Origin of the sequence: Actinoplanes sp. NPDC051470, from assembly GCF_040682035.1 — a bacterium.
Classification (GTDB): Bacteria; Actinomycetota; Actinomycetes; order Mycobacteriales; family Micromonosporaceae; genus Actinoplanes.
Genome location: NZ_JBFBAA010000025.1, coordinates 132,000 through 158,600 on the forward strand (window position 1 = coordinate 132,000; position 26,601 = coordinate 158,600).

The following is a 26,601-nucleotide window of genomic DNA, read 5'->3' on the forward strand; positions in this document are numbered from 1 at the left end:
CGAGCGGGCATCTGCCGTCGTGACGAGACCTGCGTCACGGCCTTTGTCACCGCTGGCTTCACCGTGTCAGAAGAGGGTCAGGGGCTCGTCCATCGGCTCGGGATCGGGCAGCGGCTCCAGCTGCGGCACGCGCTTGCGCACCGCCTCGTGGAACCGACGCGCGAGGGCCGGGGCGTCGACGTTGTCCGGCGTGTGGATGAAGACCGTGGGGGAGCGGCCCTCACGCAGCCACGCCTCGACCGCGTCGACCCAGCGCCGCCACCCCTGTTCCGTCCGGGCCGGGTCGTCCCGCCCCAGGTAGCGGACGATCGGGCCGGCGGTCAGAGCTCGGGTACGCAGCGGGGTACGCGGCTTCTTCGTCCACGCGTCCCGCTCGGCGTCACTGGTCGGCGGCGTCCGGAACAACTCGGTGGTGTCGAACGGAACCCACTCCGCGCCGCCCAGGGTTCGCTCCAGGTCCCGTTCGGGCTGCCCGTCGAAGAACGCCGGGTCACGCACCTCCACCGCGTACCGATGGTCGGCCGGCAGCCCCCGCAGAAAGCGATCGAGGACCGGCAGATCACCCGGCGCGAACGAGGCCGGCAACTGGATCCAGAGCGCGTGCAGCCGCGGTCCCAGCGGCTCGATCGCCCGCAGAAAGGCCCGCAGCTCCCCCTCGGCGTGCTGAAGCCGCCGATCATGCGTGATGGTCCGCGGCAACTTCACCACGAACCGGAACCCCGCCCCGGTCTGCTCCGCCCACGAGGCAACGGTGTCCCGCCCCGGCGTGGCATAGAACGTGGTGTTCCCCTCGACGGCATTGCACCAGCTCGCGTACGACCGCAGCTTGTCGCCGTCCGGCATGATCCGCCCCTGCCAGGCCTTGTGGGTCCACTGGGCACACCCCACATGCAGTCGCATCCGCCCAGGTTAGGCAGCGAGGATCCGGCCCGGTCGCGCGGCCTCGGTCCGGAGCCGGCTGGTGCCGCGCCGCCCGGCGGCCTCGGCCCGGCCCGGCAGGTGGTCGCGCGCCCCGGTCGCGGCGCCACGGGCCTGGTCCGTTTGCGTCTCCTCTTGGGTCCGGGGTGGGACCCGCCGCACGTGCTCACGGGCGCGGGCGGCGGGTACTCTCGCGCCATGGCTGAGGATGCCCGCCCGCCGGTGCCGCCCTTCGACGAGACGACCGCGCTGCTCAAGGTGCAGGCCGCCGAGGATGGCTGGAACTCCCGTGATCCCCAGCGGGTCGCTCTGGCGTACACGGAGGATTCGGTCTGGCGTAACCGCGACCTGTTCCTGACCGGCCGGGCCGAGATCGTCACGTTCCTGACCGCGAAGTGGGAGCGCGAACTCGACTACGTGCTGCGCAAGAGCCTGTGGGCCTTCCACGGCAACCGCATCGCGGTCCGCTTCCAGTACGAGTGGCACGACGCCGCGGGCCAGTGGTTCCGCAGCCACGGCAACGAGAACTGGGAGTTCGCCGACAACGGCCTGATGCGCCGGCGTGAGGCGTCCATCAACGACGTGGCGATCGCCGAGTCCGACCGCCGCCTGCACGGCCCGCGCCCGGAGGACGAGCGCGGCCCGGGACACGAGATCCCGCTCCGCTGACCCGGAGCTCCACGATGCCGTCACGCCGCCTTCTCGCCGTCCTGATCCCTCTGCTGCTCATCACCGCCTGCGACAGCGATTCTGTGGAGAAGGCGACAGCACCCACGCCGCGCGAGGCGGCCGGCTGATCAGAACGGCTCATTCCAAGCAGTACTTGTTGTTCCGGTCGGTGACGGTGAAAGTGTATGACCCCGTGACCGCGTTGGATGTCTCCTTGACGCAGGTGTCCTTCTCCGCCGCCTCGCGATACTTCCGCTTCGAGAATTCCTTCAGGAGCGCGATCTCGAAGGCCGCCCCGGCGCACCAGTAGGCCGTCCCGGAGAATTTCAGCTTCGTCGCGATCTTGTCGCACGCAATACTCGCACCGGCGTCCTTGAGCAGATCCCAGAAGCTGGTGTCTTCATTGGCCTCGTTGATGATCTTCACCGCGTGTCGTGAGTAGTAACTCGAACACGACACGATGCCGCAGTTGTTCTTGAACCAGGGCTTCGGCTTCAACGGCTTGCAACCGATGTAGAGCGCGACGGCGTAGTCCTGCTTCTCCTGCGAGGAGGCGAATTCGCCGGGCTTCGGAGGGCACGACGGAAGGTCAGCCCTCGCGAGAACGCCGGCCGACGCGGAAGCGGGGCTCGCCGCGGCAAGGCTCGACATGCCGATCAGAATGACCCCGAAAAGCGCCACGATCGTCCGACGCATACATTCCTCCGTGACCAATTGCCGGGGCATATTCTCCCGGAAACGCTAACGCGGCCGGGGCGCCCTTTTCCAGATCGGGTCCGGAAGAATACCCGTCCGAGGTGCTTGTCGCGGTCATTCGGTGTCGTCCTTGACCCGGGCCACGAGCTGGGTCGGGTTGACGAAGCGCAGGGCGATGACCAGCAGGACCAGCATCATCGAGGTGTAGATGACGGCCATCGCGTCGACCGACTGCTGGGCTCGGATTCCGGCCGCGGACATCGTGTAGTACAAGGCGACGACCAGGGTCTGCGAGTCGGGGCCGGCGGTCAGGAAGGTCAGTTCGAACATGCCGACCGTGCGGACCAGGACCAGGATCGAGGCGGCCAGGATGCCGGGCACGAGCAGGGGGGCGAGGATCCGGGTGAAGACCTGACGGGTACGCGCGCCGCACATGCGCGCCGCGCGTTCGATGGCCGGGTCGACCTGCTCGATGAACGGGGTCATGGTCAGGATGACGAACGGGATCGACGGGACCAGGTTGGCCAGGACGACGCCGGAGAGGTGGCCGGCGAAGCCGTACTTGTAGAGGACCGTGGCCAGCGGGATGCCGTAGGTGATCGGCGGCATCAGGATCGGCAGCAGGAACAGCAGGTAGAGCAGCCGGCGGCCGGGGAAGGCGCGGCGGGCCAGCACGTACGAGGCGGGCAGCCCGACCAGCACCGAGATCGCCACCACCAGCAGCGACACCTCCAGCGTCACGGTCAGCACGTCGAACAGGCCGAACTCGCGCCAGGCCTGGCCGTACCAGTCGGTGGTGAAGCTCTGCGGCAGCCAGCTGTCGAACCATTGCCGGCCGAACGAGCTGACCAGCACCGACAGGATCACGCCGGCCAGGTTGACGAAGAAGAACGCGACCACACCCCAGACCAGCCACGCGCCGGGGGAGGCGATGATGCGCCGCTTCAAAGGATCACCCCTTGCCGGCGGAGGAAGTGCCGGTGTAGAAGCGGGACCGCAGCCCGAGCACCACGCCGACCACGGCCAGCTCGACCACTCCCATGATCACCGCGATGGCGCTGGCCAGCGGATAGTCGTACACCTCGTAGCCGGCGTGGTAGGCCGCGATGGATATCACGCGGGTGCTGCCGGCCGGGTCGCCGACCAGGATCGCGGACGGGAACACGCTGAACGCCAGCACGAAGGTGAGGCAGAAGGTGGTGGCCAGGCCGGGCGCGAGCAGCGGCAGGGTGATCCGACTGAAGCGCTGCCACGAACGGGCGCCGAGGGTGGCGGCGGCCTTCTCCAGGCTCGGGTCGATGCCGCTCAGGTAGGACAGGATCAGCAGGAAGGCGAACGGGAAACCGGTGATGACGAGGGAGAAGAACACGCCCCAGAAGTTGTTGGTGAGGCGGACCGGATCGCCGGGGAGGATCCGGTTGAACCAGCCGGTCGGCCCGAGGAAGTTGAGCAGCCCCTCGGCCGTGAGCACCGTCCCCAGCGTGATCGGCACGACCAGCACCGTGGTCATCAGGCGCTTGCCGCGGAAGCGACCCCTCATCCGGTATGCAATCGGCACCGACGCCGCGACGTTGAGCAGCGCGGCGGGCAGGGCCAGGCCGAGCGTGGTCGCGATGGTGTCCCGCTGATAAGGATCATCGAAGAAGCTCCGGTACGCCCCGAGCACGCCACCCCGGTCGGGTTGGAACGACAGGCCCACGCCGTACGCGAATGGGTAGACGAAGAGCGCGAGAACGCACAGCAGAGCCGGCAGCAGGAGCGCGAGTTGCCGGTCGATCCCGCGTTCCGCGAGCCGGTGCCGCAGGGCCGTCATGCCGGGAACACCAGCACACGCGCCGGGTCGGCCACCACGGTCACCTGGTCGCCCGGCGCCGGCCGGTGGGCCGCCCGCAGGTGCAGCGGCACTCCGGCCAGGGTCCGCGCCTCGACGGCGACCTCGCGTCCCTGGTATTCGACGACCTCGACGGTGACCGGCACCCCGCCGGGGCCGACCGCGAGGTCTTCGGGCCGGATGGCCACCATGACGCTGGATCCCACCGGCAGCGAGGAGGCCGCCCGGAACGTGAGACCGGATCCTTCCACGGTCCCCTCGGCCGACACCTTCATCGGGAGCAGGTTGCGGTAGCCCATGAAGTCGGCGACGTGCGCGTTGGCCGGGAGGTCGTGCAGTTCGGCCGGGGTGCCGATCTGGTCGACGCGGCCGGACCGCAGGACCACGAGCCGGTCGGCCAGGGACAGCGCCTCCTCCTGGTCGTGGGTCACGTACACGGTGGTCAGCCCGAGCGTCTGGTGCAGCCGCCGGATCTCGGTCCGCATCTCCAGCCGCAGCTTGGCGTCCAGGTTGGACAGTGGTTCGTCCATCAGCACCAGGGACGGCTCCAGCACCACCGCGCGGGCGATGGCGACGCGCTGCTGCTGGCCGCCGGAGAGCTGCCCCGGCAGTTTCGAGGCGTGCTCCTCCAGGCGTACCAGACTGATCGCCTCGTCCGTGCGCCGGCGGACCTCGGCCCGCGGCACCCGCCGCATCTGCAGCCCGAACGCGATGTTCCGCCGGACCGTGAGGTGCGGGAAGAGCGCGTAGTTCTGGAACACCATGCCGAAGCCGCGGCGTTCCGGCGGCAGCGTGTCGAGGCGCTGGTCGTCCTGCCAGATGCTGCCCTCGGTGAGCGGGAGCAGCCCGGCCAGGCAGTTGAGCGCGGTCGACTTGCCGCAGCCGGACGGCCCGAGCAGCGCGATGAACTCGCCGCGCTGGATGGTCAGGGTCAGGTCGGTCAGCGCGTCCTTGCCGCCGAAGCGGCGCGTGACCCCGTCGATCCGGAGCGAGGAGAAGGTCACTTCTTCACCTTGGCGCCGCCGATCTCCCGGTCCCAGCGGTCGAACGCGGCGACCAGCGCCTTCGCGTCCAGCGGCACCTCGAGCGGGTTGGCGGCGATGAGCTGCTCGTACTCCGGCCGCCCGTAGTCGGCGAGCGCCTGCCGGCTCTCCTCCGGCGCCATGGTCAGCGGCACGTCCTTGACCGCCGGGCCCGGGTAGAAGTAGCCCTTGTCGTACGCCTTGGCCTGCTGTTGCGGGGTGAGCATGTCGGCGAGCAGGTTGAGGACCGCGGCCTGCTTGTCGACCGGCACGCCGCGCGGGATGACCGCGTAGTGCGCGTCGGTGACCCAGTGGAAGCCCTGGAGGGTGCCGACCGCGGCCTCCTTGGGCACGGTGCCGAGCACGCGCGGGTTGATGTCCCAGCCGGTGGTGCTGACGATGATCTTGGCCGAGCCGTTGGCCAGGTTCTTCATCGTCTCCGAGGTGGCCGACGGGTAGAGCGTGATGTGCTTGTTCAGCTCGGCCAGGTAGGCCCAGGTCTTCGACCAGCCGTTCACCGGGTCCTTGGGGTCGCTGTCCTCGAGCAGGTAGGGCAGGCCCATCAGGAAGGTACGGCCCGGGCCCGAGTTGGACGGCCGCGCGTACTGGACGGCGCCGGGGTTCGCCTTGGCGTACGCGAGCAGCTCCTCGGCGGTCTTCGGCGGGTTGGGCACCTTGGCCGGCAGGTACTCGATGAGCGGCCCGGACGGGTAGTAGGTGACCGTGACACCCTCGTCGCCGGCGAGCTTCTGCATGGCCGCGGCCCCGGGCAGGTAGGTGGCCATGCCGGGCAGCCGGGCCGCGCGGTCGGGCACCTTCAGCCACAGGCCCTGGTCGATCCCCGCGGCCAGCCCGTCCACGCCGGTCAGCACCAGGTCGATGTCGACGCGGTCGGCGTTCTGCTGCGCCTTGACCTTGCCGACCAGCTCGGGGGCGGTGGCCTTGGAGTAGGTGACCCGGGCGATCTGGTCGCTGTTGCGCTTGGCGAAGTCGTCGATCATGCCCTGGGTGAGCTGGAGGTTCCCGGCCACGTCGAGGATGTTCAGGGTGATCGCTTTCGACGGTTTGGCGGGCACCGGCCCGTCGGTGCTCCCGGACGTTCCGCCGGGCGCGTCGGGGGCGCCGCACCCCGCGGCGACCAGGAGAGCGGCGAGAACTGTGGTCCGGGTTGCCTTGCGGATGTCCACGGCCATGCGCAGAGTCTTCAGTCCATTTCGGAAAGATGTCAAGAGATCGACTACGGTGATTCTCCGGCGTATGGGAGCGCTCCCGGCCGTAGGGTGATGGCGTGACGGACGGACTGCCGACCTTCGGCGAACGTGACTGGGTGCCCTCGGCCGACGCGCTGCGGGAACGGCGACCCGACGCGGCCGTGGTCGGCGCTCCGTTCGACATCTCCACCACCTACCGGCCGGGCGCCCGCTTCGGCCCGCGGGCGCTGCGGGCGGCCGCCTACCACCCCGGCACCTACCACCTCGACCTCGGCGTCGAGCTGTTCGACTTCATCGACCTGGTCGACGCGGGCGACGCGCACTGCCCCCACGGCCAGACCGAGGCGTCCCACCGGAACATCGAGGCCAAGGTGGCCGGCGTCGTCGACCAGGGGATCTTCCCGATCGTCATCGGCGGCGACCACTCGATCACCTGGCCGTCGGCCACCGCCGTGGCCCGGAAGCACGGCTGGGGGCGGCTCGGGCTGATCCACTTCGACGCGCACGCCGACACTGCCGACCAGATCGACGGCAACCTGGCCTCGCACGGCGCCCCGATGCGGCGGCTGATCGAGTCGGGCGCGGTCCGCGGGCGGAACTTCGTGCAGATCGGGCTGCGCGGCTACTGGCCGCCGCCCGAGGTCTTCGACTGGATGCTCGAGCAGGAGATGACCTGGCACCTCATGCACGAGGTGTGGGAACGGGGCATCACCGCGGTGCTGGCCGACGCGATCGCCCGGGCCGGCGACGGCTGCGACGCCATCTACCTGTCGGTCGACATCGACGTGCTCGACCCGGGGACCGCGCCCGGCACCGGGACGCCCGAGCCGGGCGGGATGACCGCGGCCGACCTGCTGCGCGCCGTACGGCAGGTCGCCCTGGAGACGCCCTTGGTCGCGATGGACGTGGTCGAGGTGTCCCCGCCGTACGATCACGCCGATCTGACCGTCAACAACGCTCATCGGGTGGTCTTCGAGGTGCTCGGCGGCCTGGCCTACAAGACGCGGGCGCGGCAGGGCGGGTCACCGACCCGCCCGGGGATCACGCCGGACGCCTCGCGCCTGCGCTACCCGCCTGATTGATCTTGCCCGCGATCGTGCCCAGCCGCTCGACGTCGTCCGGCGTGAGCGCGTCGAACACCCGGCGGCGCACCTCGGCCACGTGACCGGGCGCCGCCGCCTCCAGGGTGGACAGGCCCAGGTCGGTCAGCTTGGCGATCTGCCCGCGCCGGTCGGTCGAGCACGCCTGCCGGCACACCCAGCCCTTCTGCTCCAGCGCGGCCACCGCGTGGGACAGCCGGCTGCTGGTGGTGCCGGTGTGGCGGGCCAGGTCGGTCATCCGCATGGCCCGGCCCGGCCGGTCGCTCAGCATCGCCAGGATCTGGTAGTACGCGTGCGGGATCCCGGTCTCCTCGCGCAGCTGCCGGTCGAGCGCGGCCGGCAGGAGCATCAACATCTGCACGAGCTCGAGCCAGGTCGCCTGTTCGGCCGGGTCAAGCCAGCGCGGCTCGTTCATCACACTCCCGCTTCAGCAGGTGCGCGTTCACCGCGGCCACCCGGTCGCTCAGGTCGGACCGCTCGACCACGTCGATCCCGTTGGCCCGCAACGTCTCCAGCCCCGTGCAGTCGGCGAAGAGCTCCGGCTCGCGCATCGCGAAGACCACCCGTCTGAGGCCGACGTTCACGATCAAGTTCGTGCAGGGGTACGGTCGGGAGCGCCGCATCGTGCACGGTTCGAGCGAGCTGTAGATCGTGGCGCCGGCCAGGTCACCCTCGGCCTTGGCCAGCGCGACCTCCTCGGCGTGGTTGTGGTCGTCGCCCTCGCCGGTGTAGCCGGTGGCGATCACCCGGCCGTCGGCGCCGACGATGATCGCCCCGACGGCGTAGTGGGCCGGGGAGGGCGGGGAGAGGCGCGACAGGTCGATCGCGGCGCTCAGCCAGTGGTGGTCGTCGTGGCGCATGGTGGTCAGCCGGCCAGGTCGAGCGTGTGGTGGGTGTGGTCGCGCTTGGCGGTCAGGTAGCGCACGTTCGAGGCCGACACGTGCACGCCGGTCGGCACCTGCTCGTCGACCGTGAGCCCGAGCGCGCCGAGCTGGGCCGCCTTGTCCGGGTTGTTGCTGAGCAGCCGGAGGTTCGTCACGCCGAGCGCCGTCAGCATCTGGGCCGCCGCGGTGTAGTCCCGTTCGTCCTCGCCGTGGCCGAGCGCCAGGTTGGCCTGGTAGGTGTCCAGGCCGGTGTCCTGCAGCGCGTACGCGTCGAGCTTGGCGTAGAGCCCGATGCCGCGGCCCTCCTGACGCAGGTAGAGCAGGAAGCCGCCGGCCTCGGTGATCCGCTCGGCCGCCTCGCGCAGCTGCGGACCGCAGTCGCAGCGCCGGCTGCCGAAGACGTCGCCGGTGAGGCACTCGCTGTGCGGCCGGACGAGCGGGTGGCCGGCAAGCGCGCCACGCCAGTCGCCCAGCCCGAGCGCGAGGTGTTCCTTGCCGTCGACCAGGCCGGTGAAGGTGAAGACGTCGGCGCTGGTGGCGTACCCGTCGGGGAATTCCAGCGGCACCACGACGCGGGTGCGCACCGCGGCGGCGGGAACGGTCAGCACGTCCGTCATCGTGACTCCCAGGTTGTTGACGTATCAGCGACAACACTCGACCTATCTTGCTGAAACTTCAACAACACCGTCGGTGTCGCTGATCACAGGTTGACCCATAGTCAACTGATCTTTATATTGCCTGGCATGGGGAAGCCGATGCGTGAGCCGACCTTCTGGATCCTCACCGCGCTGGCCGAGCGGGCCCGACATGGGTACGGCGTGATCCAAGAGGTCGCCCGCCTGTCCGACGGCCAGGTCACCCTGCTGGCCGGCACGCTCTACGCGGCGCTCGACCGGCTGGCCGCCGAGGGCCTGGTCGAGGTCGACCATGACGAGGTCGTCGACGGGCGGACCCGCCGCTACTACCGCCTCGCCGACGCCGGGGCGTCCGCGCTGGCCGCCGAGTCGTCCCGATTGCAGAAGAACGCCCAGACCGCGGTGGCCCAGTTGCGGACGCGGCCTCAGCTGGGTACGGCGTGAGCGGGCTCGAGCGGCGGTACCGGCGGCTGCTCCGGGCGTACCCGAAAGGGCCGCGCCGCGACGAACTGCTCGACACCCTCCTGGCCGCGGCCCCACCCGGCCGGCCGCGGCCCACCCCGGCCGAAACCCTCGACCTCGTCCGGCACGGCGCCCGCGCCCGGCTCGGCCGCCCGGCCGGCCGCTGGGTGGTGGTCACGGCGGTGCTGGTCGCGCTGACCATCGGGTACGCCGGAGCCGCCTTCGCCGCGCGGATCACCTGGACCGCCGTCCCCGGCTACCCGACCGGCGCCCGCCTGGCCGAGATCACCGGAACCGTGTTCCCCGGCGCGCCGATCGACGGCTACCGCAGCGACGACGGCCTGTTCCTGGGCATCTCCGAGCAGAGCTTCACCGAGCAGCTCTTCCTCGGTCGCGACGAAGACTTCGAATACGCCACGTACGACTTCGGCCCGGTCGGCGGCAACTACGTGCCCGGCGAATACCACCGGTTCACCGACGAGGCGGTCGTCCGGCTGGAGCGGGCCGGCTGGACCGTGCACGACGTGTGGCCGACCGGCAACACCTGGATCGCCACCGGCGAACTCGACGAGAGCGGCCGCGCCTTCTGGGCCACCCGCGACGGCCTGAGCATGGAGTTCGAGGCCAGCACCATCATCAACACCGACCGCAAACCGCCCGGCACGTTCTACGCCTCGGCCACCCTGACCCGCCTGCCGCCCTGGTACGTCACCGCCGCGGCGGCCGTGGGCCTGCTGCTCGGCGCGATCGTCGGCTGGCTGCTGACCGGCTGGGTGAGGCGCCACACCGAACGCTCCACCCCCGGCGCCCGCGCGGTCAGCCACACCACCGCCGGCCTCGCGCTGATCATCACCCTGCCCCAGACCGTGTTCGGCGTGGTCGCCATGGTGGCCGAGCCGCTGGCGACGAGCCCGCCCTTCCAGCCGTTCTGGTCGCTGAGCCTCACCTACGGCTACGGCTGCGTCCTGCTCGGGTTCGTCCTGAGTCTGATCGCGGTGGTGACCGCCGCGCTGGGCGCCCGCGCGGCCGGCGATCCGGTGCACGAGACGTTCTCATAGGCCCGTTGCCCACGCGCGCAGGCGGGTCTCGGCCGGGTCGGCGCCCGGGATGCGCGGCGGGTGCTCGCCGGCGGCGACCACCCCGGTCGAGCCGTCGACCGTGATCACCGTGCCCTCGGCGAGGGCTTCGAGCGGGGCGCCGACGACGGCCGGTTTGCCCATCGAGCGGGCCACCACGGCGGCGTGGCTGGCCGGTCCGCCGCGGGCGGTGACCACGCCCGCCGCGGCGGCGAGGCCGTGCAGGTCGAGCGGGGAGGTGGTCGGGCGGACCAGGATGACCGGTCCCGTCATCCGGACCGCGGCGTCCGCGGTGGTGGCGACCCGCCCGGTGGCCACGCCCGGGGAGGCGCCCAGCCCCCGGGCCAGCGGCGGCACCTCCGCCGGCAGGCGCGGCACGCGGGGGAGCCGGTCCAGGTCGACCCGGGCGACCGCCTCGGCCCGGGTGATCAGCCCCTCCTCGGCCAGGTCGACCGCGACCCGCGCCGCCGCGTGTCCGGCCACGCCACCCGGCCGCACCTGGAGCAGCCACAGCCGTCCCGACTCGACGGTGAACTCCACGTGGCACACATCGCGATAGTGCCGTTCCACCCGTTCCAGTGCGGCTCGCAGGGAGGCCCAGACATCCGGCAGACGGGACGCCAGCTCGCCGACCGGCAGCGTCCGCTCCTCGCCGGCGACCACGGCGTCACCGCGCCGCCCCGGCAGGAACTCGCCGTACGGCCCGGGATCGCCGGTGTTGGGGTCCCGGCTGAACGCCACGCCTGAGCCGCTGCGCCCGTCCCGGTCGCCGTACACCATGGCCTGCACGATCACCGCCGTGCCGGCCTCGTCCGCGATGTCGTGCAGCCGCCGGTAGGTGATCGCCCGCGGCGTGTTCCACGACTCGAACACGGCCGCCACCGCATCACCGAGCGGCGGCCGCACATCCAGCAGCGTGCTCATCATCCCCGGCATCGACACCGCCGCCCCCGACCGCACCGACACGGCCCCACCACCCGCCGACCCGGCCCCGCCACCCGCCGACCCGGCCCCGCCACCCAGCACCGCGGCCGCCTCATCCAGCCCTTCCGGCCGCCGCCCCGTGGCGAGATATTCCCGGCAGTTCGCCGTGCCGACCACAAACCCGTCCGGCACCGCCAGCCCGAGCCGCAGCAGCCGCACAAGCCCAACCGCCTTCCCCCCGATCACCTCCGCGCTCGCGTCGAGCCCCGCCTCCAGCCGCGCGATCACCGCGGAATCCCCAACGTCACCAGCAGATCTTCATGCAGCTGAAACCACACCCCGTGGTACGACTCGAGCTCCTCCGACACATACGCCCCGTCGCCCGCCCGCACCCGCCCCAACGCCACCCCGAGCCGGTCCCGATACCGCCCGAACCGCCCCGCCACCCCGCTCATCTCCCCGAGCAGCACCCCCGCCCGCCCGTCAACCTCAACCAGCCCGTCAAGCACCCGCCCGTCATATCCCCCGTCCCCGTGGTCATTGACGGCCCCGCTGCGCATCTGCCAAGCCGTGCAGAGATCCAAAACCTCAGAATTCAACCCCTCAAACCTCCGGTACGCCTCCGTGAGCAAGCCCCGAGCCCCCATCGAATCCAACTCCCGAGCCACCCACTCAGCATCCGCAACCTTGCCCGCCGCGCTGATTCCCCACCCCCCGAACGGACCCCTTTGATGCGTGACAAGCCCAGCAACCGCCAGCCCGAGCAATTCGCCCTCAGCCAGGTCCACATCGATCCCCGCGGCCTCAGCCACCCGCCCCACCGAGCTGAACCCCATACACCGCAACGTGTGCAGCACTTCCCACCGCCCGCCGGTCACCGCCGCCCGTCCGCTCTGTAGTCGGCAACGGCCAGAGCGGCACCCCGCCCTTCAGCCCGCGCGACCATTTGTCGCCCCCGCACCCGCACCGCAACCTCGGTCTGTTCCGCCACCCCCACCCGAAGCGCTCCCGCAACCGCGCCATCGTCATCCACCACCACCCGCAACGCCGCCGGACCGCCCTTCGCCGCACCAGCCCTCACGGTCGCGTCGCGATCCGCTGAACCTCCTGGTCCCGCGCTGCGTCCCGTCGCGCTCCCGCCCGCCTCTATGCCGCCGCCTGCCTCTGTGCCGTGGCCTGCCTCTGTGCTGAGGCCTTCCGCTGTGCCGCCGCCCGTCTGCGTCTCGCCGCCGGGCTCGGCGGCGTTGGTCGGCGCGATCCGTCGCAGGCAGCGCGCCATGTCCGCGACCCGGAGGCGCACCAGGGCGCCCAGCTCGGCCGACCGCTCACTGACCATGACCAGCGTGACCGCCTCACCCGACCGCACGGCCTCCTCGGCCGCCCCCAGCCGCCCGGTGCCGAGCACCACGATCAGCCCGTCCCATCGCCAGAGATCAACCTGGTCCCCGCCGACCAGATCGGTGAACGGCTCGGGCGGATCCCAGGCCCGGCCATCCCGCTCCGCCGGCGCCACGAACGCCCGATGCGGCGGCTCCCACGCCTCACCGAGGTCGAGCGAGGCCAGATGCCGGCCGGCCCGCACCACATCGAACGGATCACCCACCCCCGGCGCCACCTCGGCCTGATGACAAACCCCGTCGAGCAGCGACCGCACCACCTCGGCCAGCCGCACCAGCCGCCGCCCCGGCGCCCGCTCCTCCAGCGCCCGCCCCTCCAGCGCCAGTGCCAGCAACAGCCCTTCCAGCCGGGCCACCCCAGCCATCGCCGCGCGCTCCGCGCCCCCCGTCTCGAAGACGCCGGTCAGCGAGCGGAGGCGCAACCGCCCGTCGGCCGGCGGATCCGAGGTGAGGGGGAGACGTTCGAGCCAGATCCGCGCGAAGGCCTCAACCGCGTCCGCCAGATCACGCCCACTCTCCATCGGCGCGCTTTCCTCAGCGCCCTCGAGGTCGAGCAGAACGGCCAGGTAGAGCGCGCGCTTACCAGGGAAGTTGGCATAGATCGCGCCGCGCGTCAGCCCCGCGCTCTCGGCGATCCGATCGACCCGCGACTCGGCATACCCGTGCTCCGAGAACTCCGCCCGCGCCGCCGCCAGCACCGCCGCCCGCGTTCGCACCTGCTGTTCCGCCCGGCTCAACCGTGCCACCCGCCGCCCCTTTGCTCTGCGCACCTATACGCACCAGCAAGATACCGACGACATCTGAATACCGGCAACATCTGAAATCAGTCATGATCCTAGGATGCTCAAGAGGCTGTGAAGCCTGCGGCATTCCATCCGTTCGAGAGGGTGTGAAGGTCGAGGTCCAGATTCCGCTCGCGCCCGTCGTCGAGATCGTCTTCCCGCGGTGGAAGGCGCAGGTGCTGTGGGCGCTGCTCACCCGGGGCCGGCTGCGCTTCGGGGAGATCGCCCGTGAGCTGCCCAGGATCGCGCCCAGCATGCTCACGCTGCGGGTGAAGGAGCTGGAGGCCGACGGCTTCATCGTGCGGAACTACTTCGCCGAGTCGCCGCCGCGGGTCGAGTACGCCGTCACCGACCTGGGTCGCTCGCTGAAGCCGATCTTTGACGACCTGCTGGCCTGGTCGGCCCGCCACCTACCGGAGGTCGAGGCCAGTCGCTCACGGCGGAAATGAGCACAAGCTGGATGGAACTGCGCGGCCGGAGCCGCACACGCCGAGGTGAGCGAGCGGCCGGGCGGAGGTGAGCGAGCGGCCGGGCCGAGGTGAGCGAGCGGCCGGGCCGAGGTGAAGGAGCGGCCGGGCGGAGGGCAGAGGTGAGGAACGGCTCGGCGGAGGGCGGAGGTCGCGCGGATTGCTCACGGCGTACCTCGGAATCGGGTTGAAAGAGCTGGAAGGGCTGGATCGATATGCGGGCTTGGTGTTCGATTATCGGATGGCTTACTACCGGCAGGTGGGTAGCGTCCCGCCCAAGCGGCACACCCAGCACCGCCGCCCGGACGGCGGGCTCTACTCCGAGGAACTGGTCGGCGAGGAAGGGTTCTCGTCCGACTCGTCGCTGCTCTATCACCGTGGCATCCCGTCGTCGCTGGTCGGCGCGCGGGCTTGGGAGTTGCCCGACCAGTCGCTGACGCCCAATCAGCCGTTGCTGCCGCGGCACCTCAAGTTGCATGACCTGTTCCCCAAGCCGGATGGGGACGCGGTGACGGGGCGCCGGCTTGTGCTGGGCAACGCGGACGTGCGGATCTCGTACTCGATCAGTGACCGTCCCTCGCCCTACTACCGCAACGCGACCGGGGACGAGTGTGTGTTCGTCGAGCGGGGGGCCGCGACCGTGGAGACCGTGTTCGGGGCGCTGGACGTGGTCAAGAACGACTACATCGTCATTCCGCGCAACACGACCCACCGCTGGCTGCCCAAGGACGAGGAGCCGCTGCGTACGTACGCGATCGAAGCGAACTCACACATCGCACCGCCCAAGCGCTACCTCTCCCGTTACGGCCAGTTCCTGGAGCACTCGCCCTACTGCGAGCGGGACCTGCGCGCCCCGGCCGAGCCGCTGCTGGCCGAGGGGAGCGACGTGGAGATCTACGTCAAGCACCGTGGCGACGGGCCGGGCGGGCTGGCCGGCACCGTCCACGTCGTGCCGGAGCACCCGTTCGACGTGGTCGGCTGGGACGGCTGCCTGTACCCGTACACCTTCAATCTCGCCGATTTCGAACCGATCACCGGGCGCGTGCACCAGCCGCCGCCGGTGCACCAGGTGTTCGAGGGCGCCAACTTCGTGATCTGCAACTTCCTGCCGCGCAAGGTCGACTACCACCCGCTGGCGATCCCGGTGCCGTACTACCACTCGAACGTCGACTCGGACGAGGTGATGTTCTACGTGGACGGGGACTACGAGGCGCGCAAGGGCTCCGGCATCGGTCAGGGGTCGATCTCGCTGCATCCGGGCGGGCACTCGCACGGGCCGCAGCCGGGGGCGGTCGAGAACTCGCTGGGCGCGGAGTTCTTCGACGAGACCGCCGTCATGGTTGACACATTTCGGCCGCTCAGCCTGGGCGAGGGCGGCACGGCGTCGGACGACGGCAAGTACGCGTGGTCCTGGTCGGGGCGGGGGCCGTCGGCATGAGCAGCTGGCTCGATCTGCCCGGGGACACCGGGTTCGGCCTGGCCAACCTGCCGCTGGGCGTGTTCTCCGGCGACGACACGCCCGGGATGCAGGGTGGTGCGTATGAGTGCGCAGAGCAAAGGGGGCGCACGGGGGTGGCGGTGGGGGACCGGGTGCTCGATCTGGCCGCGCTCACCGGGGACCCCGTCCACGCGACGGGCAGCCTCAACGCGTTCCTGGCCAAAGGCCCGGACGAGTGGCGGCGGCTGCGCCGGCAGCTGGTCGAGTGGCTCACCGATCCGGCGCGCCGGGGCGAGGTGGAGCCACATCTGGTTCCGCGCGCGAGCGTCCGGATGCACCTGCCGGTCGAGGTGGGCGACTACGTCGACTTCTACAGCTCGCGGCACCACGCCGAGAATCTGGGCCGGCTGTTCCGCCCGGGCCAGCCGCCGCTCACGCCCAACTGGGCCCATCTGCCGATCGGCTATCACGGCCGGTCCGGCACGGTGCAGGTCTCGGGTACGCCGGTCCGCCGGCCCCGTGGCCAGCAGAAGGACGGCGCGTTCGGCCCGTCGCGGCGGCTGGACATCGAGGCCGAGGTCGGGTTCGTCGTGGGGGCGCCGTCGCGGCTGGGCGAGCCGGTGCCGGTCGGCGCGTTCCCGGAGCACGTCTTCGGGGTGTGCCTGGTCAACGACTGGTCGGCCCGGGACATCCAGGCCTGGGAGTACGTGCCGCTCGGCCCGTTCCTCGGCAAGTCCTTCCTCACCTCGGTGTCGCCCTGGGTGGTGCCGCTGGAGGCGCTGGCCGCGGCCCGCGTGGCGCCGCCCGAGCGTGATGTGGCCGTGCTGCCCTATCTCGACGACGCGGCCGAGCCGTGGGGCCTGGACCTGACCCTCGAGGTGTGGCTCAACGGCGAACGGCTCTCGCGGCCACCGTTCGGGCCGATGTACTGGACGGCCGCCCAGCAACTGGCCCACATGACGATCAACGGCGCTTCGGTGCGTACGGGTGACCTGTTCGCCTCGGGCACGGTCAGCGGGCCCGACCGTGACCAGCGCGGCTCGCTGATCGAGCTGTCCTGGAACGGCGCCGAGCCGATCAAGCTGGCCGACGGCACCACCCGCGCGTTCCTGGAGGACGGCGACGTCGTCACGATCACCGCCTCCGCGCCCGGCCCGGACGGCGAGCGCATCGGCTTCGGTGAGGTGACCGGCCGGGTCGAGGCAACATCTTGAGTGATGAGGCGCCGCAGTCCCAGACGCTGGACCGTGGGATCCGGATCCTGGAACATCTCGCGGCCGCGAACGACGCGCGGACGGCCACGGCGATCGCGCACGGGCTGGGCATGCACCGGTCGATCACCTATCGGCTGCTGCGCACCCTGGAGGACCACCGCCTGGTCGAGCGTGATCCGGCCGGGCGGTACGGTCTCGGTCTCGGGCTGGCCGCGCTGGCCCGCGGCGTACGGACGGATCTGCAGTCGGCCGTGACCCCGCACCTGGCCGCGCTGGCCGCCGAGCTCGGGATGACCGCCTTCCTCGTGGTCCGGGCGGGCGCCGAGGCGGTGACCGTGACCAGCGTCGAACCGCAGGACACGCAGGCGCACGTGGTCTACCGGCCGGGGATCCGCCACCCGGTCGACCGCGGCGCGCCCGGCCTGGCGCTGCTCATGGCCGACCCGCCGGGCGAGACCGACCGGCCCGAGCTGGTCGAGGCCCGGCGGGCCGGGTTCGCGACCTCGCTGGGCGAGGTGATCGCCGGGCTGCGCTCGGTCGCCGCGCCCCTCGCGGTGGCCGGCGCCGCGCTGGCCGTGGTGTACGTGGAGTCGGAGTTCAGCCCGGAGCGGATCGGCCGGGCGGTGGTGGCGGCCGCCGGCAAGATCATCGAATAGGTTGGGGTCATGCCCGCCGCCGACCTGATCCTGATGGCCGACACGATCCACGCCGCCGGGCCTCCGGCGGGCGCGATCGCGATCAGGGGCGGCGTGATCACCGCGGTCGGCGACCGGTCCGACGCCCGGGACTGGCGTGGCCCGGGCACCGAGGTGATCGATCTCGGGCCGGCCACGATCACCGCCGGGCTGGTCGACGGGCACTTCCACCCGGTGATGGGCATCGGCATGACGCGGGGCGCCGACCTGACCCGCGTACGCACGCTGGACGATCTTGTCGTTGCTCTGAAGCGGGCCGGCGAATCCGTGGCGCGGGGCGGCTGGGTGGAGGGCTGGGGGCTCGACCCGAACGTGTTCGGCGACGTGCCGGTCACCCACGCGCCGATCGTCGAGGCGCTCGGGCCGGACGTGCTCGGCGCGATCCAGATGTTCGACGCGCACTCGGCCATCGCCAGCCCGCGGGCGCTGGAACTGGCCGGGATCGACGGGCCGCGCGACTTCGCGTCCGGGGCGAGCGTCGTGTGCGACCCGGCCGGCCGGCCCACCGGGCACCTGCTCGAGATGGAGGCCACCGCGCTGCTCGACGAGGTGATGCCGGCCGACGAGCCTTCCGAGCGCCGCGATCGGCTCCGCGCGCTGTTGCGGTCGATGGCCGCGAGCGGGCTGACCGGGGCGAACGCGATGGATTTCGAGGACGACTCGGCCGCGCTGTTCGACGCCCTGGAGGACGAGGGTGAGCTGCCGATCCGCTGGCGGTGCGCGCCGTTCGTCAACCCCGGCGTGGACGCGGACGGGCTGGCCGCGGTGGTCGACCTGCAACGCGCGGGCGGTCGGCGGTGGCGGGTCGACGGCGCCAAGTTCATGATCGACGGGGTCATCGACGTGGGCACCGCGTGGCTCGACGAACCCGACTCCCACGGCGAGTGCACGTCGTCGCTCTGGCCCGACCCGTCGGCGTACCGCGCCGCCGTCCGGCAGCTCGCCTCGCACTCCGTTCCCATCGTCACCCATGCCATCGGTGACGCGGGCATCCGGTACGTGCTGGACACCTACTCGTCGGTGCCTCGTGTCTCGCCGGTTCCGTACCGCATGGAACACCTGGAGACCATGCCGTCCGACCTGGTCGCCCGGTTCGCGGCGCTGGACGTGACGGCGAGCATGCAGCCCAACCACTGCAGCCACTTCACCCGGGCCGACGGGCAGGACAACTGGTCCAAGCGGCTCGGCGAGACCCGGGCCGGCCGCGCCTATCGGATCCGGGACGTCCGCGACGGCGGTGGCCGCGTCGCCCTCGGCTCGGACTGGCCGATCGCCCCGTACGACCCGCGCGGCATCATCGCCTCGGCCCGCCTGCGCCGCCCGGCCGGTTCGCCGGACGTCGAGCCGATCGTCCCGTCCCAGGCGCTGACCGCGCGGATGGCCCTGGACGGCTACACCTCGGCCGCCGCGGCCGCGGCCGGGCTGGCCGACCGCGCCGGCCGGATCGCCCCCAGTTTCCAGGCCGACCTGTCGGCGTTCACCCTCGACCCGCTGACCGCCGGCCCGGACGAGTTCGCCGAGTCGCCGGTCCCGCTGACCGTGGTCGACGGGACGGTCACACACCGCGCCTGACGGTCGTCGGCTGGGCTTGGCGGTGCGCCTCTTCTACCGCAGGTCGTACGCGGTGCCCGACGTGGCCGGCTCATCGGGAACTCAGCTTGGCGCTCACGGCGACCGTCTCCTCCGTCTCGGCACGGCGGCGGCCCTCGTAAGCGGCGAAGGCGATCATCGGGTCGTGGTGGTCGTGTAGTGCCGTGGCCAGGGCCACGGCGTCCTCGAGGGCCATCGAGGCGCCTTGGGCCGCGGCCGGGACCGCGGCATGCGCGGCGTCGCCGGTCAGGACCATGCGGGCGTTGTGCCAGTGCGGGGTGGTCGGGATGTCGTAGGAATCGCTGCCTACGACGTCCGTGCCGGAGGCGGCGATGAGCGCATGGACGCCAGTGGCGTCGTCGCGGCACATCTGCAGGGCCAGGTCGCGCCACTGATCCGGGCTGAGCCCCGCTGCCGGTTGGTCGCCGTGGACGCGGGCGAACCACCAGGTCCGGCCGTCGCCGCCGGGCGCGGTGAGGCCGAAGAACGCCCGGCTGCCGCGGACCATGTAGTACTCGTCCAGGTCGAGGCCGGCCGGGTTGCCGGGCGCGTAGCCGTACACCACATGCTGCCCGGAATAGCGGGGCTCGGGGGCGTGGGGATCGATGAGCCGGCGGGCCCGGGAATGGACACCGTCCGCGCCGACGAGTACGTCACCGTTGGCTCGGCTGCCGTCGGCGAACCTGACCTCGACACCATCGGGACTGCTCGAGGCCCCGGTCATCCGCTTGCCGTGGTGCACCGGGATGCCTCGCGTGGTCGCAAGCTCTTGCAGCGCCCGGTAGAGCGCGGCGCGCGTGAGGGAGCGGGCAGGGCCTTCGATCGGCCGGTGTCCGAGCCGCCGGCCCTGGGCGTCGAGCAACGCCACCGCTCGCGCCGGGAACGACACCGCGTCCACCGCCTCGGCGGCGCCGATCTCCGCGAGCGCGGCCATGCCGTTGCGCATCACGGTGAGGAACGCGCCGGCATCCTCGCCGGCGGACGCGTGCGCCTCGTACACCTCGGCCTCGATGCCGGCTTCGAGCAAGGCGAGCGCGGTCGCGGTCCCCGCGACACCCCCACCGGCGATGATCACTTTGCGTACGGCCATGCACGCCATCCTGCCGCACCATCCACTGCCCACACCGCCCCGCACATACCGCCCTCGCACACACCGCCAGAGCCACCGGGTGACCGGGTGGTCGGGCGGGTCGGGCGGGTCGCGGAAGCTGGCCACCCGCGCCGGGCGGAGAGCGGCCACGACGAGTAGGTAATTCTCGCCGATGCGGGCGAGACGGGTGCCTTGGCAAGATCGTCTGCGGTGTGCGGGGTCAGCCCCGCGACACGGTGGCGGCCAGCCGGCCGCCGCTCACCGCGGAGAGGTAGCGCGATGGAGAACGAGCAGCTCACCGGCGCGGCGACCGAAGGTCTGGGGATCGACGAGACGGCGCCGGTGATCAGTCGCCACAGCGTCACGGTGCACGCGGCGGCCGAGACCGTGTGGCTCTTTCTGACCGACATTGACGCGTGGACGACGTGGCTGCCGGAGCTTTCGTACGCGCGTGTGGAAACCCCGGGCCCGATCGGGCCGGGATCGGTGTTCCGATGGTCCGTGTCCGGGCTGGACATTGTCTCGACCATCGCCGAGGTACGGCCGTACGAGCGCCTGGTCTGGTCCGGGCACGCCAACGGACCGGACGGCATTCTGGGCGTACACGTCTGGAACCTTGCTCCCGGTGACGGCGGGCTGCTCGTGTCCACCGAGGAGTCCTTCGCGGGCCCGCCGGTCGATGCCGATCCTGATTCCGTCCAGGCCGCACTGGACGAGAGTCTGGGCACCTGGCTGCAACGGCTGAAGGACACCGCGGAGACCGACGCGCCTTCATCGCGATGAGAACCAATGAGAGGGAATTTATGACCGTCATCCGTCCAGCACCTGGGTCGGGCATCAAACGCATGCTGGTGGTCTCGCTCGCCCTGACCGGCGTTCTGGGGTTCCTGGCCACGCCGGCGCACGCCTCCGTTCAGGGCGGCGGCGCCAACTCCGGAGCACCGAGTTGCGCGGGACAGGGCATCGACCCGAAGGCGAAGATCCGCTACCGGTCCGAGGTCGTCATCGACGCACCGCTTCGGACCGTCTGGAATCTGCAAACCGACGTGGAGCGTTGGCCGTCCTGGCAACCACCGGTCCTGACCAGCAGGCGTCTCGACGCCGGTCCGCTTCGCGCCGGCTCGTCGTTCCGGTGGACGACTCCGGTGCCGGAGACGCCCCTCAATCCCGCTACCACTCTCGTGGTCACCTCCACCGTTCACCAGCTTCAGCGGCACAAGTGCCTGCGGTGGAGCGGCCCAGCGGTGGGCGAAGGACTGCTGATCGACGAGGGAGTCCACGTCTGGACCTTCACCGAGGTCAGGGGCCGGGTTCTCGTGCGTACCGAGGAAACCTGGAGCGGCCCCCAGGTCGATGCGAACGTCGAAATCGGCACCGCCGCTCTCGGAGCGGGTCTCGAGGCTTGGCTGGCAAACCTGAAGACCGCGGCTGAAAGCGAGTGCGGACGGCACCGCCGCTGACAACGCTGAACCCCCGACGCCCCGCCACCGACCCCCGCCGGTGGCGGGGCCGGCCGTCTCTTCTACAGCTGGAGCTCACGGAGCTGGCGCCGCGACGTTATCCCCAGCTTCCGATAGATGTTGCGCAGGTGGGCGTCGACCGTGCGAGGACTGACGAACAGCAGCGCGGCCACCTCCTTGGTGCCCATCCCCGAAGCGGCCCTGCGAGCGACAAGCAGCTCCCGCTCGGTCAGCGCGTTGAGCGGATCGGTCTCGTCGGCACCGGGATGCTCGTCGACGGCCGCCAGCTCCCGCGCGGCCCGGTCGCAGAAGGCCCGCGCGCCGACCGTCTTCAGCAACTCGTGCGCGGCACGTAGCTCCATCCGCGCCTCGGCACGGCGGCCCACACTGCGTAGCCACTCCCCATACAGCAAGCGAGCACGCGCGTAGTGCCCGCGTAGCCGGGTGTGGGCGAACCGATCGATCGCGCCGATGTACAGCTCGTGAGCGCCCAGGCCCGGCTCGAGCAGCGCTTGCGCGAGCAGGTTCGCGCCGACCGCCCACGACGTGGGGCTGACCCGGGCGAGATCCTCGAGCCAGGCGGCTGAGAGCTTGCCCTCCTCCGGCCGGCGGGTACGCACGGCCGCCTCGACGAGTTCACTGTGGAACCCGGAGACGACGTACGAACCCTGCTGCTGCCGATCTCGGGCGACCAGCAACGCGTCGAGCGCGGCCTGGTAGTCGCCGAGCCCGTTACACAGCACCCCGGTCGCGTGGAAGACGGCCGTGTACTCCACGCCGTCCCAATGGCGCAGCACCTCCCGCACCTCACCGAACCGTTCGGTGTCACCACGCCAGGCGGCGAGGGTCAGGTCCGAGCCGAGGAGATTGGTCGTGCCCGCCGCCTCGTCGACCGCGCGTGCCTCGATGATGCTGGCGGCCGCATCGTCGAACCGGCCGACCATCGTCCTGGCGGCCGCCTGAAAACGCAGCGCATGCGGCAGAATCGCGTAGGCTCCCTGTGCCCGGGCCAGTTCGACCTGACGGTCGGTCAGCTGCTCCATCGCGACCTCGTCGCAGAGGTCGGCGCTCAGCACGCAGGCGCGCTCCATCCACCAAGGATTCGCATCGGACGCCCGGGCCTGATCCTGAAACGCCTCGATCGCGCGGCGCATCTCGGGTGCCGCCTGGTCGACGGGCAACAGGTTCTGGGCAAGCAGGGCGTCGAGGAGAAGATCGACGACGCGGGGCGGACGCCGTCGCGGTACCCGCTCCTGGATGCGTAGGGCGAGACGGCGCAGCCGGCCAGGCTCATCGATGCTGAACATCAGGGAGGCGAAGGCCTCCAGGTAGATCTCGCGGGCCTGGTCGGGCTCGAGGCCATCGGCCGCGTCGGCAAGGGCGAGCGTCGCCGGGATACTGCGCGCCACGTGGTAGTCGATCATCGCGTCCAGGAGGCGCAGCTCAGCACGGTCGGCCGTTCCAGGCGGACCCTGCCGAGCCTGATTGACCAGTTCCCGCGCGGCTTCGGGCGCCCCGGACTTCAACCGGGCTCGGGCGGCGGACAGCAACCGACCTGTCCGCCGCGAAGCGTCCGGCGTCAACTGGACGGAGCGTTCCAGAAATGCCGATGCCGCGGCGAAGCCCCCACGTTCGCGCGCGCGGCAAGCCGACCTTTCCAACTCCGCCGCGATCGACTCGTCAGGAACGGCGACCGCGTTGGCTCGGTGCCACGTGCGGCGGTCCGCAGCCGTATCGGCACTGGTCGCCTCGGCCAGCGCCGCGTGTACCTGCCGGCGTGTCCGGGCATCCGCCGACCGGTACGCCGCGGAACGAGCCAATGGATGCCGGAAGTGCAAGCAGGGACCGGCCACCAGCAGGCCATCCTCCTCGGCCGGGGTGAGATCGGCGGCGTCCAGACCGAGAACTGTCATGGCCCGGCGTAGCAGCATGATGTCGCCCAAGGGCTCCGCCGCGGCGAGCACCATGACCAACCGGGTGCCCGCCGGCAACCGCAGGATCCGACGTGTGAACTGCGCCTCCAACGCGCCTTGCACACCACCCGTCACCACGTTCGGCAGGCCCAACGGATCCGCGTCCCGCGCGAACTCCACCAGCGCGAGGGGATTGCCGTCCGCCTCGGCGACAATTCGTTCCAGGACCGGGGCGTCGTGATTGGCCAGCGCTGACATGCGGAGCAGGTCAAGGGCTTCGCTGGCCGCGAGCCCGGCAACGGCGAGCCGGGGGAGGCGATCGAGCTCAGGAACAGCGTCGACTTCCCGGGCGGTGAACACCATCACGACCCGATCGGCGCCGATACGGCGTGCGACGAATGCCAGCGCCTGCCGTGACGCTCTGTCACTCCACTGCGCGTCGTCGAGCACGCAACACACCGCGACGTCCTGCGCCGCAGCGCCCAGAAGGCTCAGCACCGCCAGGCCGACCAGCATGGGATCCGGTGCGGCACCGGCGCCGAGCCCGAACACCGTATCCAGTGCGAGCCGCTGAGTTGCCGGGAGCTCGCGGCGGTACTCCAGTACCGGAGCGCAGAGCTGGTGCAGCGCCGCATAGGGCAGCTCGCTTTCGAACTCGACGCCGCTCGCGCGCAGCACCCGCCAGCCGTCGAGCGACTCAACCGCGGCCCCGACGAGAGTCGACTTGCCGATGCCCGCCCCGCCGACGACAAGCATCGCGCCTCCACGCCCGCCCGCCGCGGCCGCCGCGAGCGCGCCGAGCTCGCGCAACTCCGACCGCCGCGCGACCAAACGCATCCACACACCCCGTCCCGATGTCGTCTTCGTCGCAACCTTAACGTCGGCCACGCCCGTCAGCGATTGGCGCGGGCGGCATGACCACCCCCCATATCGTGGCACTGTCGGCAGCTACGCTGCGTCATGATCGGGACTTCGGGCGAATCATGATCTCTTGGTTCCGGTACCGAGGCAGCCGGTCGCGCTGCCAGAGGTCAGCAGGCCAACGACCGCCGCCTCGATTATCCGGACCCTCGGTTCCTCCCCGGCCGAGGTGTCGGCCTCGATAACGGCGTCGGCCCCTCGTGGCGGGTGGAAGATCGAGGGATCCATCTCACCTCGCTCGAACTGGGCGGCCAGCTGCTCATCCACCGTCCAACCCTTCGACGCCCGCGCCCGGAGCCGTTCGCGGACGACTGCCTGGTCAGCGACCACGTGAACCGCCAGCACCCGAGCGCCGCACGCGTGCAGCGCATCGACCAGATCCCCGGAGATCAGCGACGACTCCACCACAAAACTCACCCCGGATGACGCCAGAAGCCGCGCGGTATTGACCATCACCCTCTCGGCTCGGCGCCCGAAGGGACCGCCGGCAAGGTGGACGTCCGGGTCGAGCCGGACGCTCCCATCCTCGGCCGCGCGAGCCGACGACAGCCCAAGACCGGTCTTGATCTCGTCCCGGGTCAGGAACAGCACACCAAGATGGCGTGCGGTCGCAGCGGCGACAGTGGTCTTCCCGGCCGCTGGCGACCCACACACGGCAATCACGACGGGCCTGTCGTCAGTCGGTATGCGGCGATCGTGCCAGACCGTCGCGTAACCGGCGGCCGGGCGGTAATCATCAGCCCTGTTGGGGTCCCGTTCAACGACAGCGCGCGGTCAGCGCCGAGATGAGGGCGCTGCTTCGTCAACCTCAATCGTCACACGGTGTCGATTCCGCCGCTCCCGTTTCACCGCTTCCACCGGTCGTGCACCTACATCAAGCGGTTTGTCGGCCTCATAGCGGCCGTGCGGTCAGCTGAATATACCTGGGTGAACCGCAACGACAGAAATGGCCGAGCGACGCCCGGCGACGTTCACCAACATCAACCCGGAACGAGGCATGAGTGTTGCGACCCGGACTCATCGCCGTTGCCTTGGCCGCCGCCCTGTGCGGTGCCTTGGGCAGTCCCGAGCCTGCCGCCGACGGGCGAGATGAAGCGCCGGTCGGTCCGGCCACACCGATCAACATCAGGGCAACCAGCGGAGGCGGAACCGACCTGTCCGACGACGAGATCGCCGAAATCATCAAGCAGGCCAACCGGCCGCTTACCTCAGCCGAGGCCGAAGCGGCGATCGACCGAACCAGGAAAAACTCCGCCCCGTCGCACTACTACCCGGGTGACGCACCGGACCCGAACCAAGAACCGCCCCCACTGGCCGGCAATGGGCCGTGACAGGGGGCTAAATCAGCGCCTAACACTTTCGTCCTTCTCGCATTGCATTCATCTGCCGCCGATAAGGCGCGGCGTCGTGCAGCTCTTCGCTCACGGTGGTTGGTCGTTCGTGCTGGCTAGCGGTGATTGGCCGCGGCGACGGCTCGTCATGGAGGGTAGGGAGCGGCCCGTTGCGGCGTCGGCTGAGCCCTCCAGTAGGCCCGCCGACTCGTGTCGATGAAGCTAGCGGTTGGCCCATCGGCGGGTATCTATCCCTCGCAGGAGGCAGCCAACTCGGTTCCCAAACCCCTGAAGTAGGGCCACCCGGGCGTGCCGCCACCTAACCCGGCCAATCGCACCTCAAGGAATGGCTGAGCTGCGATCCAGGCTCGACCATAAGCAGATCCCCACTCTGCCACGAAATCGTCCTTGTTGATGTAGTTCTTGGCCACGTACATACCGGCGATGTCCAACATTGCCACAGCGCGATTGATCTGGTCGAAGACTTCGGGCTCCTCCGCACGAAGCCTATTGACATCTGCCACGCTCTGAGCGCGGGTGAACAGTAGTCTCCTACCGCGTTGCAGGTCGGAGTCGACCATGCGCTCATGAAGTTTCAAGAAGAGGTCGCGGCGATCCTGCTTGCGCCGATCGCGGTAGGTTAATCCGGCGATGGTGAGAGCGGTGAGCGATATAAATACCGAGATCAAGGAGCTGACCTGCGAAGCAGTTCCAACGTCTTTCACGAGGCAAAGTTTAGCGGCAAGGAGCGGCTACGTTGTTGTCAGCGTTGCACTTTCATGCCGTTGCGACACGAGGTCGCACTTTGCGAGTGGACTCGCAGTTAGGAGGGTCGACATGGTGTCGGCTGTGTAGTTCCGGGCGCGTGCTCGATG

Annotated in this window: 28 protein-coding genes; 12 read left to right on the plus strand and 16 right to left on the minus strand. The window is 70.6% G+C overall.

The features are described 5' to 3' along the window. Positions 1–66: 66 nt before the first annotated feature. Entirely contained in the window at positions 67–900 is an 834-nt protein-coding gene (locus AB0M54_RS34540; RefSeq protein WP_364475970.1) for a DUF72 domain-containing protein, read from the minus strand. A 216-nt stretch (positions 901–1,116) separates the two neighbouring features. Between AB0M54_RS34540 and AB0M54_RS34545 the strand changes: the two genes are divergently transcribed. Further along, positions 1,117–1,587: a nuclear transport factor 2 family protein gene (locus tag AB0M54_RS34545; protein WP_364475972.1), complete on the plus strand. Its 471-nt coding sequence runs from the start codon at positions 1,117–1,119 to the stop codon at positions 1,585–1,587. Between the two features lie 138 nt (positions 1,588–1,725). Here the strand turns inward: AB0M54_RS34545 and AB0M54_RS34550 are convergent, their stop codons facing one another. The 5 genes from AB0M54_RS34550 to AB0M54_RS34570 form a co-directional block, all read right to left on the minus strand. Then, on the minus strand, positions 1,726–2,283 hold the full coding sequence (locus tag AB0M54_RS34550) for a hypothetical protein (protein WP_364321877.1): 558 nt from the start codon (positions 2,281–2,283) through the stop codon (positions 1,726–1,728). Between the two features lie 114 nt (positions 2,284–2,397). Further along, a complete protein-coding gene (locus AB0M54_RS34555) occupies positions 2,398–3,231 on the minus strand; it encodes an ABC transporter permease subunit (RefSeq protein ID WP_364475974.1) in 834 nt (277 codons plus the stop codon). A 4-nt stretch (positions 3,232–3,235) separates the two neighbouring features. Beyond that, positions 3,236–4,096, minus strand: a complete 861-nt coding sequence (locus AB0M54_RS34560; RefSeq protein ID WP_364321871.1) for a sugar ABC transporter permease — start codon at positions 4,094–4,096, stop codon at positions 3,236–3,238. Then, on the minus strand, positions 4,093–5,118 hold the full coding sequence (locus tag AB0M54_RS34565; protein ID WP_364321868.1) for an ABC transporter ATP-binding protein: 1,026 nt from the start codon (positions 5,116–5,118) through the stop codon (positions 4,093–4,095). The genes AB0M54_RS34560 and AB0M54_RS34565 overlap by 4 nt, the downstream gene beginning before the upstream one ends. Then, positions 5,115–6,329 (minus strand): extracellular solute-binding protein, encoded by a 1,215-nt coding sequence (locus AB0M54_RS34570; RefSeq protein WP_364321865.1) that lies wholly within the window; start codon positions 6,327–6,329, stop codon positions 5,115–5,117. The genes AB0M54_RS34565 and AB0M54_RS34570 overlap by 4 nt, the downstream gene beginning before the upstream one ends. A gap of 95 nt (positions 6,330–6,424) precedes the next feature. Here AB0M54_RS34570 and speB point away from each other — a divergent pair, with 95 nt between their 5' ends. Next, a complete protein-coding gene (gene speB / locus AB0M54_RS34575) occupies positions 6,425–7,429 on the plus strand; it encodes an agmatinase (protein ID WP_364321862.1) in 1,005 nt (334 codons plus the stop codon). On the opposite strand, the gene AB0M54_RS34580 is transcribed toward speB, so the two are convergent. Genes AB0M54_RS34580 through ribA form a run of 3 tightly spaced genes read right to left on the minus strand, consistent with a single transcriptional unit; the run spans position 7,389 to position 8,948 of the window. Next, on the minus strand, positions 7,389–7,862 hold the full coding sequence (locus AB0M54_RS34580; protein ID WP_364321860.1) for a MarR family transcriptional regulator: 474 nt from the start codon (positions 7,860–7,862) through the stop codon (positions 7,389–7,391). The two genes, speB and AB0M54_RS34580, sit on opposite strands and share 41 nt — an antisense overlap. After that, positions 7,840–8,307 (minus strand): deaminase, encoded by a 468-nt coding sequence (locus AB0M54_RS34585; RefSeq protein WP_364321857.1) that lies wholly within the window; start codon positions 8,305–8,307, stop codon positions 7,840–7,842. Before AB0M54_RS34585 ends, AB0M54_RS34580 begins: the two co-directional genes overlap by 23 nt. 5 nt (positions 8,308–8,312) lie before the next feature. Continuing rightward, positions 8,313–8,948 (minus strand): GTP cyclohydrolase II, encoded by a 636-nt coding sequence (gene ribA / locus AB0M54_RS34590; RefSeq protein WP_364321854.1) that lies wholly within the window; start codon positions 8,946–8,948, stop codon positions 8,313–8,315. Positions 8,949–9,074: 126 nt separating this feature from the next. Between ribA and AB0M54_RS34595 the strand changes: the two genes are divergently transcribed. Both AB0M54_RS34595 and AB0M54_RS34600 read left to right on the plus strand, forming a co-directional pair. Then, the gene (locus AB0M54_RS34595) at positions 9,075–9,410 is read left to right on the plus strand and encodes a PadR family transcriptional regulator (RefSeq protein ID WP_364321851.1); all 336 of its coding nucleotides are present in this window, start codon (positions 9,075–9,077) and stop codon (positions 9,408–9,410) included. After that, positions 9,407–10,486 carry a hypothetical protein gene (locus AB0M54_RS34600; RefSeq protein WP_364475976.1) on the plus strand — a complete coding sequence of 360 codons (1,080 nt, stop codon included), beginning with the start codon at positions 9,407–9,409 and terminating at the stop codon, positions 10,484–10,486. The genes AB0M54_RS34595 and AB0M54_RS34600 overlap by 4 nt, the downstream gene beginning before the upstream one ends. Here AB0M54_RS34600 and AB0M54_RS34605 read toward each other — a convergent pair. The 3 genes from AB0M54_RS34605 to AB0M54_RS34615 form a co-directional block, all read right to left on the minus strand. Then, positions 10,481–11,716 carry a PEP/pyruvate-binding domain-containing protein gene (locus AB0M54_RS34605; RefSeq protein ID WP_364475978.1) on the minus strand — a complete coding sequence of 412 codons (1,236 nt, stop codon included), beginning with the start codon at positions 11,714–11,716 and terminating at the stop codon, positions 10,481–10,483. The two genes, AB0M54_RS34600 and AB0M54_RS34605, sit on opposite strands and share 6 nt — an antisense overlap. Beyond that, positions 11,713–11,937, minus strand: a complete 225-nt coding sequence (locus tag AB0M54_RS34610) for a hypothetical protein (protein ID WP_364475980.1) — start codon at positions 11,935–11,937, stop codon at positions 11,713–11,715. The genes AB0M54_RS34605 and AB0M54_RS34610 overlap by 4 nt, the downstream gene beginning before the upstream one ends. 365 nt (positions 11,938–12,302) lie before the next feature. Further along, positions 12,303–13,523, minus strand: coding sequence for a helix-turn-helix domain-containing protein (locus AB0M54_RS34615; protein WP_364475981.1), 1,221 nt, complete (start codon positions 13,521–13,523; stop codon positions 12,303–12,305). 191 nt (positions 13,524–13,714) lie between these two features. Here AB0M54_RS34615 and AB0M54_RS34620 point away from each other — a divergent pair, with 191 nt between their 5' ends. The 5 genes from AB0M54_RS34620 (at position 13,715) to AB0M54_RS34640 (ending at position 18,993) form a co-directional block, all read left to right on the plus strand. Next, positions 13,715–14,056: a helix-turn-helix domain-containing protein gene (locus AB0M54_RS34620; protein ID WP_364475983.1), complete on the plus strand. Its 342-nt coding sequence runs from the start codon at positions 13,715–13,717 to the stop codon at positions 14,054–14,056. 259 nt (positions 14,057–14,315) lie between these two features. Further along, positions 14,316–15,512 (plus strand): homogentisate 1,2-dioxygenase, encoded by a 1,197-nt coding sequence (locus AB0M54_RS34625; protein ID WP_364321833.1) that lies wholly within the window; start codon positions 14,316–14,318, stop codon positions 15,510–15,512. Continuing rightward, positions 15,509–16,726, plus strand: a complete 1,218-nt coding sequence (gene fahA, locus AB0M54_RS34630) for a fumarylacetoacetase (protein WP_364475985.1) — start codon at positions 15,509–15,511, stop codon at positions 16,724–16,726. Before AB0M54_RS34625 ends, fahA begins: the two co-directional genes overlap by 4 nt. Further along, positions 16,723–17,382 carry a helix-turn-helix domain-containing protein gene (locus AB0M54_RS34635; protein ID WP_364321827.1) on the plus strand — a complete coding sequence of 220 codons (660 nt, stop codon included), beginning with the start codon at positions 16,723–16,725 and terminating at the stop codon, positions 17,380–17,382. The genes fahA and AB0M54_RS34635 overlap by 4 nt, the downstream gene beginning before the upstream one ends. A gap of 9 nt (positions 17,383–17,391) precedes the next feature. Continuing rightward, positions 17,392–18,993 carry an amidohydrolase family protein gene (locus tag AB0M54_RS34640; protein ID WP_364475987.1) on the plus strand — a complete coding sequence of 534 codons (1,602 nt, stop codon included), beginning with the start codon at positions 17,392–17,394 and terminating at the stop codon, positions 18,991–18,993. 70 nt (positions 18,994–19,063) lie between these two features. Here the strand turns inward: AB0M54_RS34640 and AB0M54_RS34645 are convergent, their stop codons facing one another. Continuing rightward, on the minus strand, positions 19,064–20,101 hold the full coding sequence (locus AB0M54_RS34645; RefSeq protein WP_364475989.1) for an FAD-dependent monooxygenase: 1,038 nt from the start codon (positions 20,099–20,101) through the stop codon (positions 19,064–19,066). A gap of 279 nt (positions 20,102–20,380) precedes the next feature. On the opposite strand from AB0M54_RS34645, the gene AB0M54_RS34650 reads away from it, so the two are divergent. After that, positions 20,381–20,884: an SRPBCC family protein gene (locus AB0M54_RS34650; protein WP_364475991.1), complete on the plus strand. Its 504-nt coding sequence runs from the start codon at positions 20,381–20,383 to the stop codon at positions 20,882–20,884. A 20-nt stretch (positions 20,885–20,904) separates the two neighbouring features. Further along, entirely contained in the window at positions 20,905–21,561 is a 657-nt protein-coding gene (locus AB0M54_RS34655; RefSeq protein WP_364475993.1) for an SRPBCC family protein, read from the plus strand. A gap of 62 nt (positions 21,562–21,623) precedes the next feature. Here the strand turns inward: AB0M54_RS34655 and AB0M54_RS34660 are convergent, their stop codons facing one another. Further along, positions 21,624–24,311, minus strand: coding sequence for an AAA family ATPase (locus AB0M54_RS34660; RefSeq protein ID WP_364475995.1), 2,688 nt, complete (start codon positions 24,309–24,311; stop codon positions 21,624–21,626). A 144-nt stretch (positions 24,312–24,455) separates the two neighbouring features. After that, positions 24,456–25,082: an AAA family ATPase gene (locus tag AB0M54_RS34665; protein WP_364476005.1), complete on the minus strand. Its 627-nt coding sequence runs from the start codon at positions 25,080–25,082 to the stop codon at positions 24,456–24,458. 314 nt (positions 25,083–25,396) lie between these two features. Between AB0M54_RS34665 and AB0M54_RS34670 the strand changes: the two genes are divergently transcribed. Next, positions 25,397–25,726 carry a hypothetical protein gene (locus tag AB0M54_RS34670; protein WP_364475997.1) on the plus strand — a complete coding sequence of 110 codons (330 nt, stop codon included), beginning with the start codon at positions 25,397–25,399 and terminating at the stop codon, positions 25,724–25,726. A gap of 248 nt (positions 25,727–25,974) precedes the next feature. Here AB0M54_RS34670 and AB0M54_RS34675 read toward each other — a convergent pair whose 3' ends face one another. Next, positions 25,975–26,451 carry a hypothetical protein gene (locus tag AB0M54_RS34675; protein WP_364475999.1) on the minus strand — a complete coding sequence of 159 codons (477 nt, stop codon included), beginning with the start codon at positions 26,449–26,451 and terminating at the stop codon, positions 25,975–25,977. Between the last annotated feature and the right edge of the window lie 150 nt (positions 26,452–26,601).

What these genes read in the sequence shown, in the direction of transcription:
- AB0M54_RS34540 (WP_364475970.1), bottom strand. Translation starts at nt 900, where the DNA reads ATGCGACTGCATGTGGGGTGTGCCCAGTGGACCCACAAGGCCTGGCAG.
- AB0M54_RS34545 (WP_364475972.1), top strand. Translation starts at nt 1,117, where the DNA reads ATGGCTGAGGATGCCCGCCCGCCGGTGCCGCCCTTCGACGAGACGACC.
- AB0M54_RS34550 (WP_364321877.1), bottom strand. Translation starts at nt 2,283, where the DNA reads ATGCGTCGGACGATCGTGGCGCTTTTCGGGGTCATTCTGATCGGCATG.
- AB0M54_RS34560 (WP_364321871.1), bottom strand. Translation starts at nt 4,096, where the DNA reads ATGACGGCCCTGCGGCACCGGCTCGCGGAACGCGGGATCGACCGGCAA.
- AB0M54_RS34570 (WP_364321865.1), bottom strand. Translation starts at nt 6,329, where the DNA reads ATGGCCGTGGACATCCGCAAGGCAACCCGGACCACAGTTCTCGCCGCT.
- AB0M54_RS34580 (WP_364321860.1), bottom strand. Translation starts at nt 7,862, where the DNA reads ATGAACGAGCCGCGCTGGCTTGACCCGGCCGAACAGGCGACCTGGCTC.
- AB0M54_RS34585 (WP_364321857.1), bottom strand. Translation starts at nt 8,307, where the DNA reads ATGCGCCACGACGACCACCACTGGCTGAGCGCCGCGATCGACCTGTCG.
- ribA (WP_364321854.1), bottom strand. Translation starts at nt 8,948, where the DNA reads ATGACGGACGTGCTGACCGTTCCCGCCGCCGCGGTGCGCACCCGCGTC.
- AB0M54_RS34595 (WP_364321851.1), top strand. Translation starts at nt 9,075, where the DNA reads ATGGGGAAGCCGATGCGTGAGCCGACCTTCTGGATCCTCACCGCGCTG.
- AB0M54_RS34625 (WP_364321833.1), top strand. Translation starts at nt 14,316, where the DNA reads ATGGCTTACTACCGGCAGGTGGGTAGCGTCCCGCCCAAGCGGCACACC.
- fahA (WP_364475985.1), top strand. Translation starts at nt 15,509, where the DNA reads ATGAGCAGCTGGCTCGATCTGCCCGGGGACACCGGGTTCGGCCTGGCC.
- AB0M54_RS34640 (WP_364475987.1), top strand. Translation starts at nt 17,392, where the DNA reads ATGCCCGCCGCCGACCTGATCCTGATGGCCGACACGATCCACGCCGCC.
- AB0M54_RS34645 (WP_364475989.1), bottom strand. Translation starts at nt 20,101, where the DNA reads ATGGCCGTACGCAAAGTGATCATCGCCGGTGGGGGTGTCGCGGGGACC.
- AB0M54_RS34650 (WP_364475991.1), top strand. Translation starts at nt 20,381, where the DNA reads ATGGAGAACGAGCAGCTCACCGGCGCGGCGACCGAAGGTCTGGGGATC.
- AB0M54_RS34655 (WP_364475993.1), top strand. Translation starts at nt 20,905, where the DNA reads ATGACCGTCATCCGTCCAGCACCTGGGTCGGGCATCAAACGCATGCTG.
- AB0M54_RS34660 (WP_364475995.1), bottom strand. Translation starts at nt 24,311, where the DNA reads ATGCGTTTGGTCGCGCGGCGGTCGGAGTTGCGCGAGCTCGGCGCGCTC.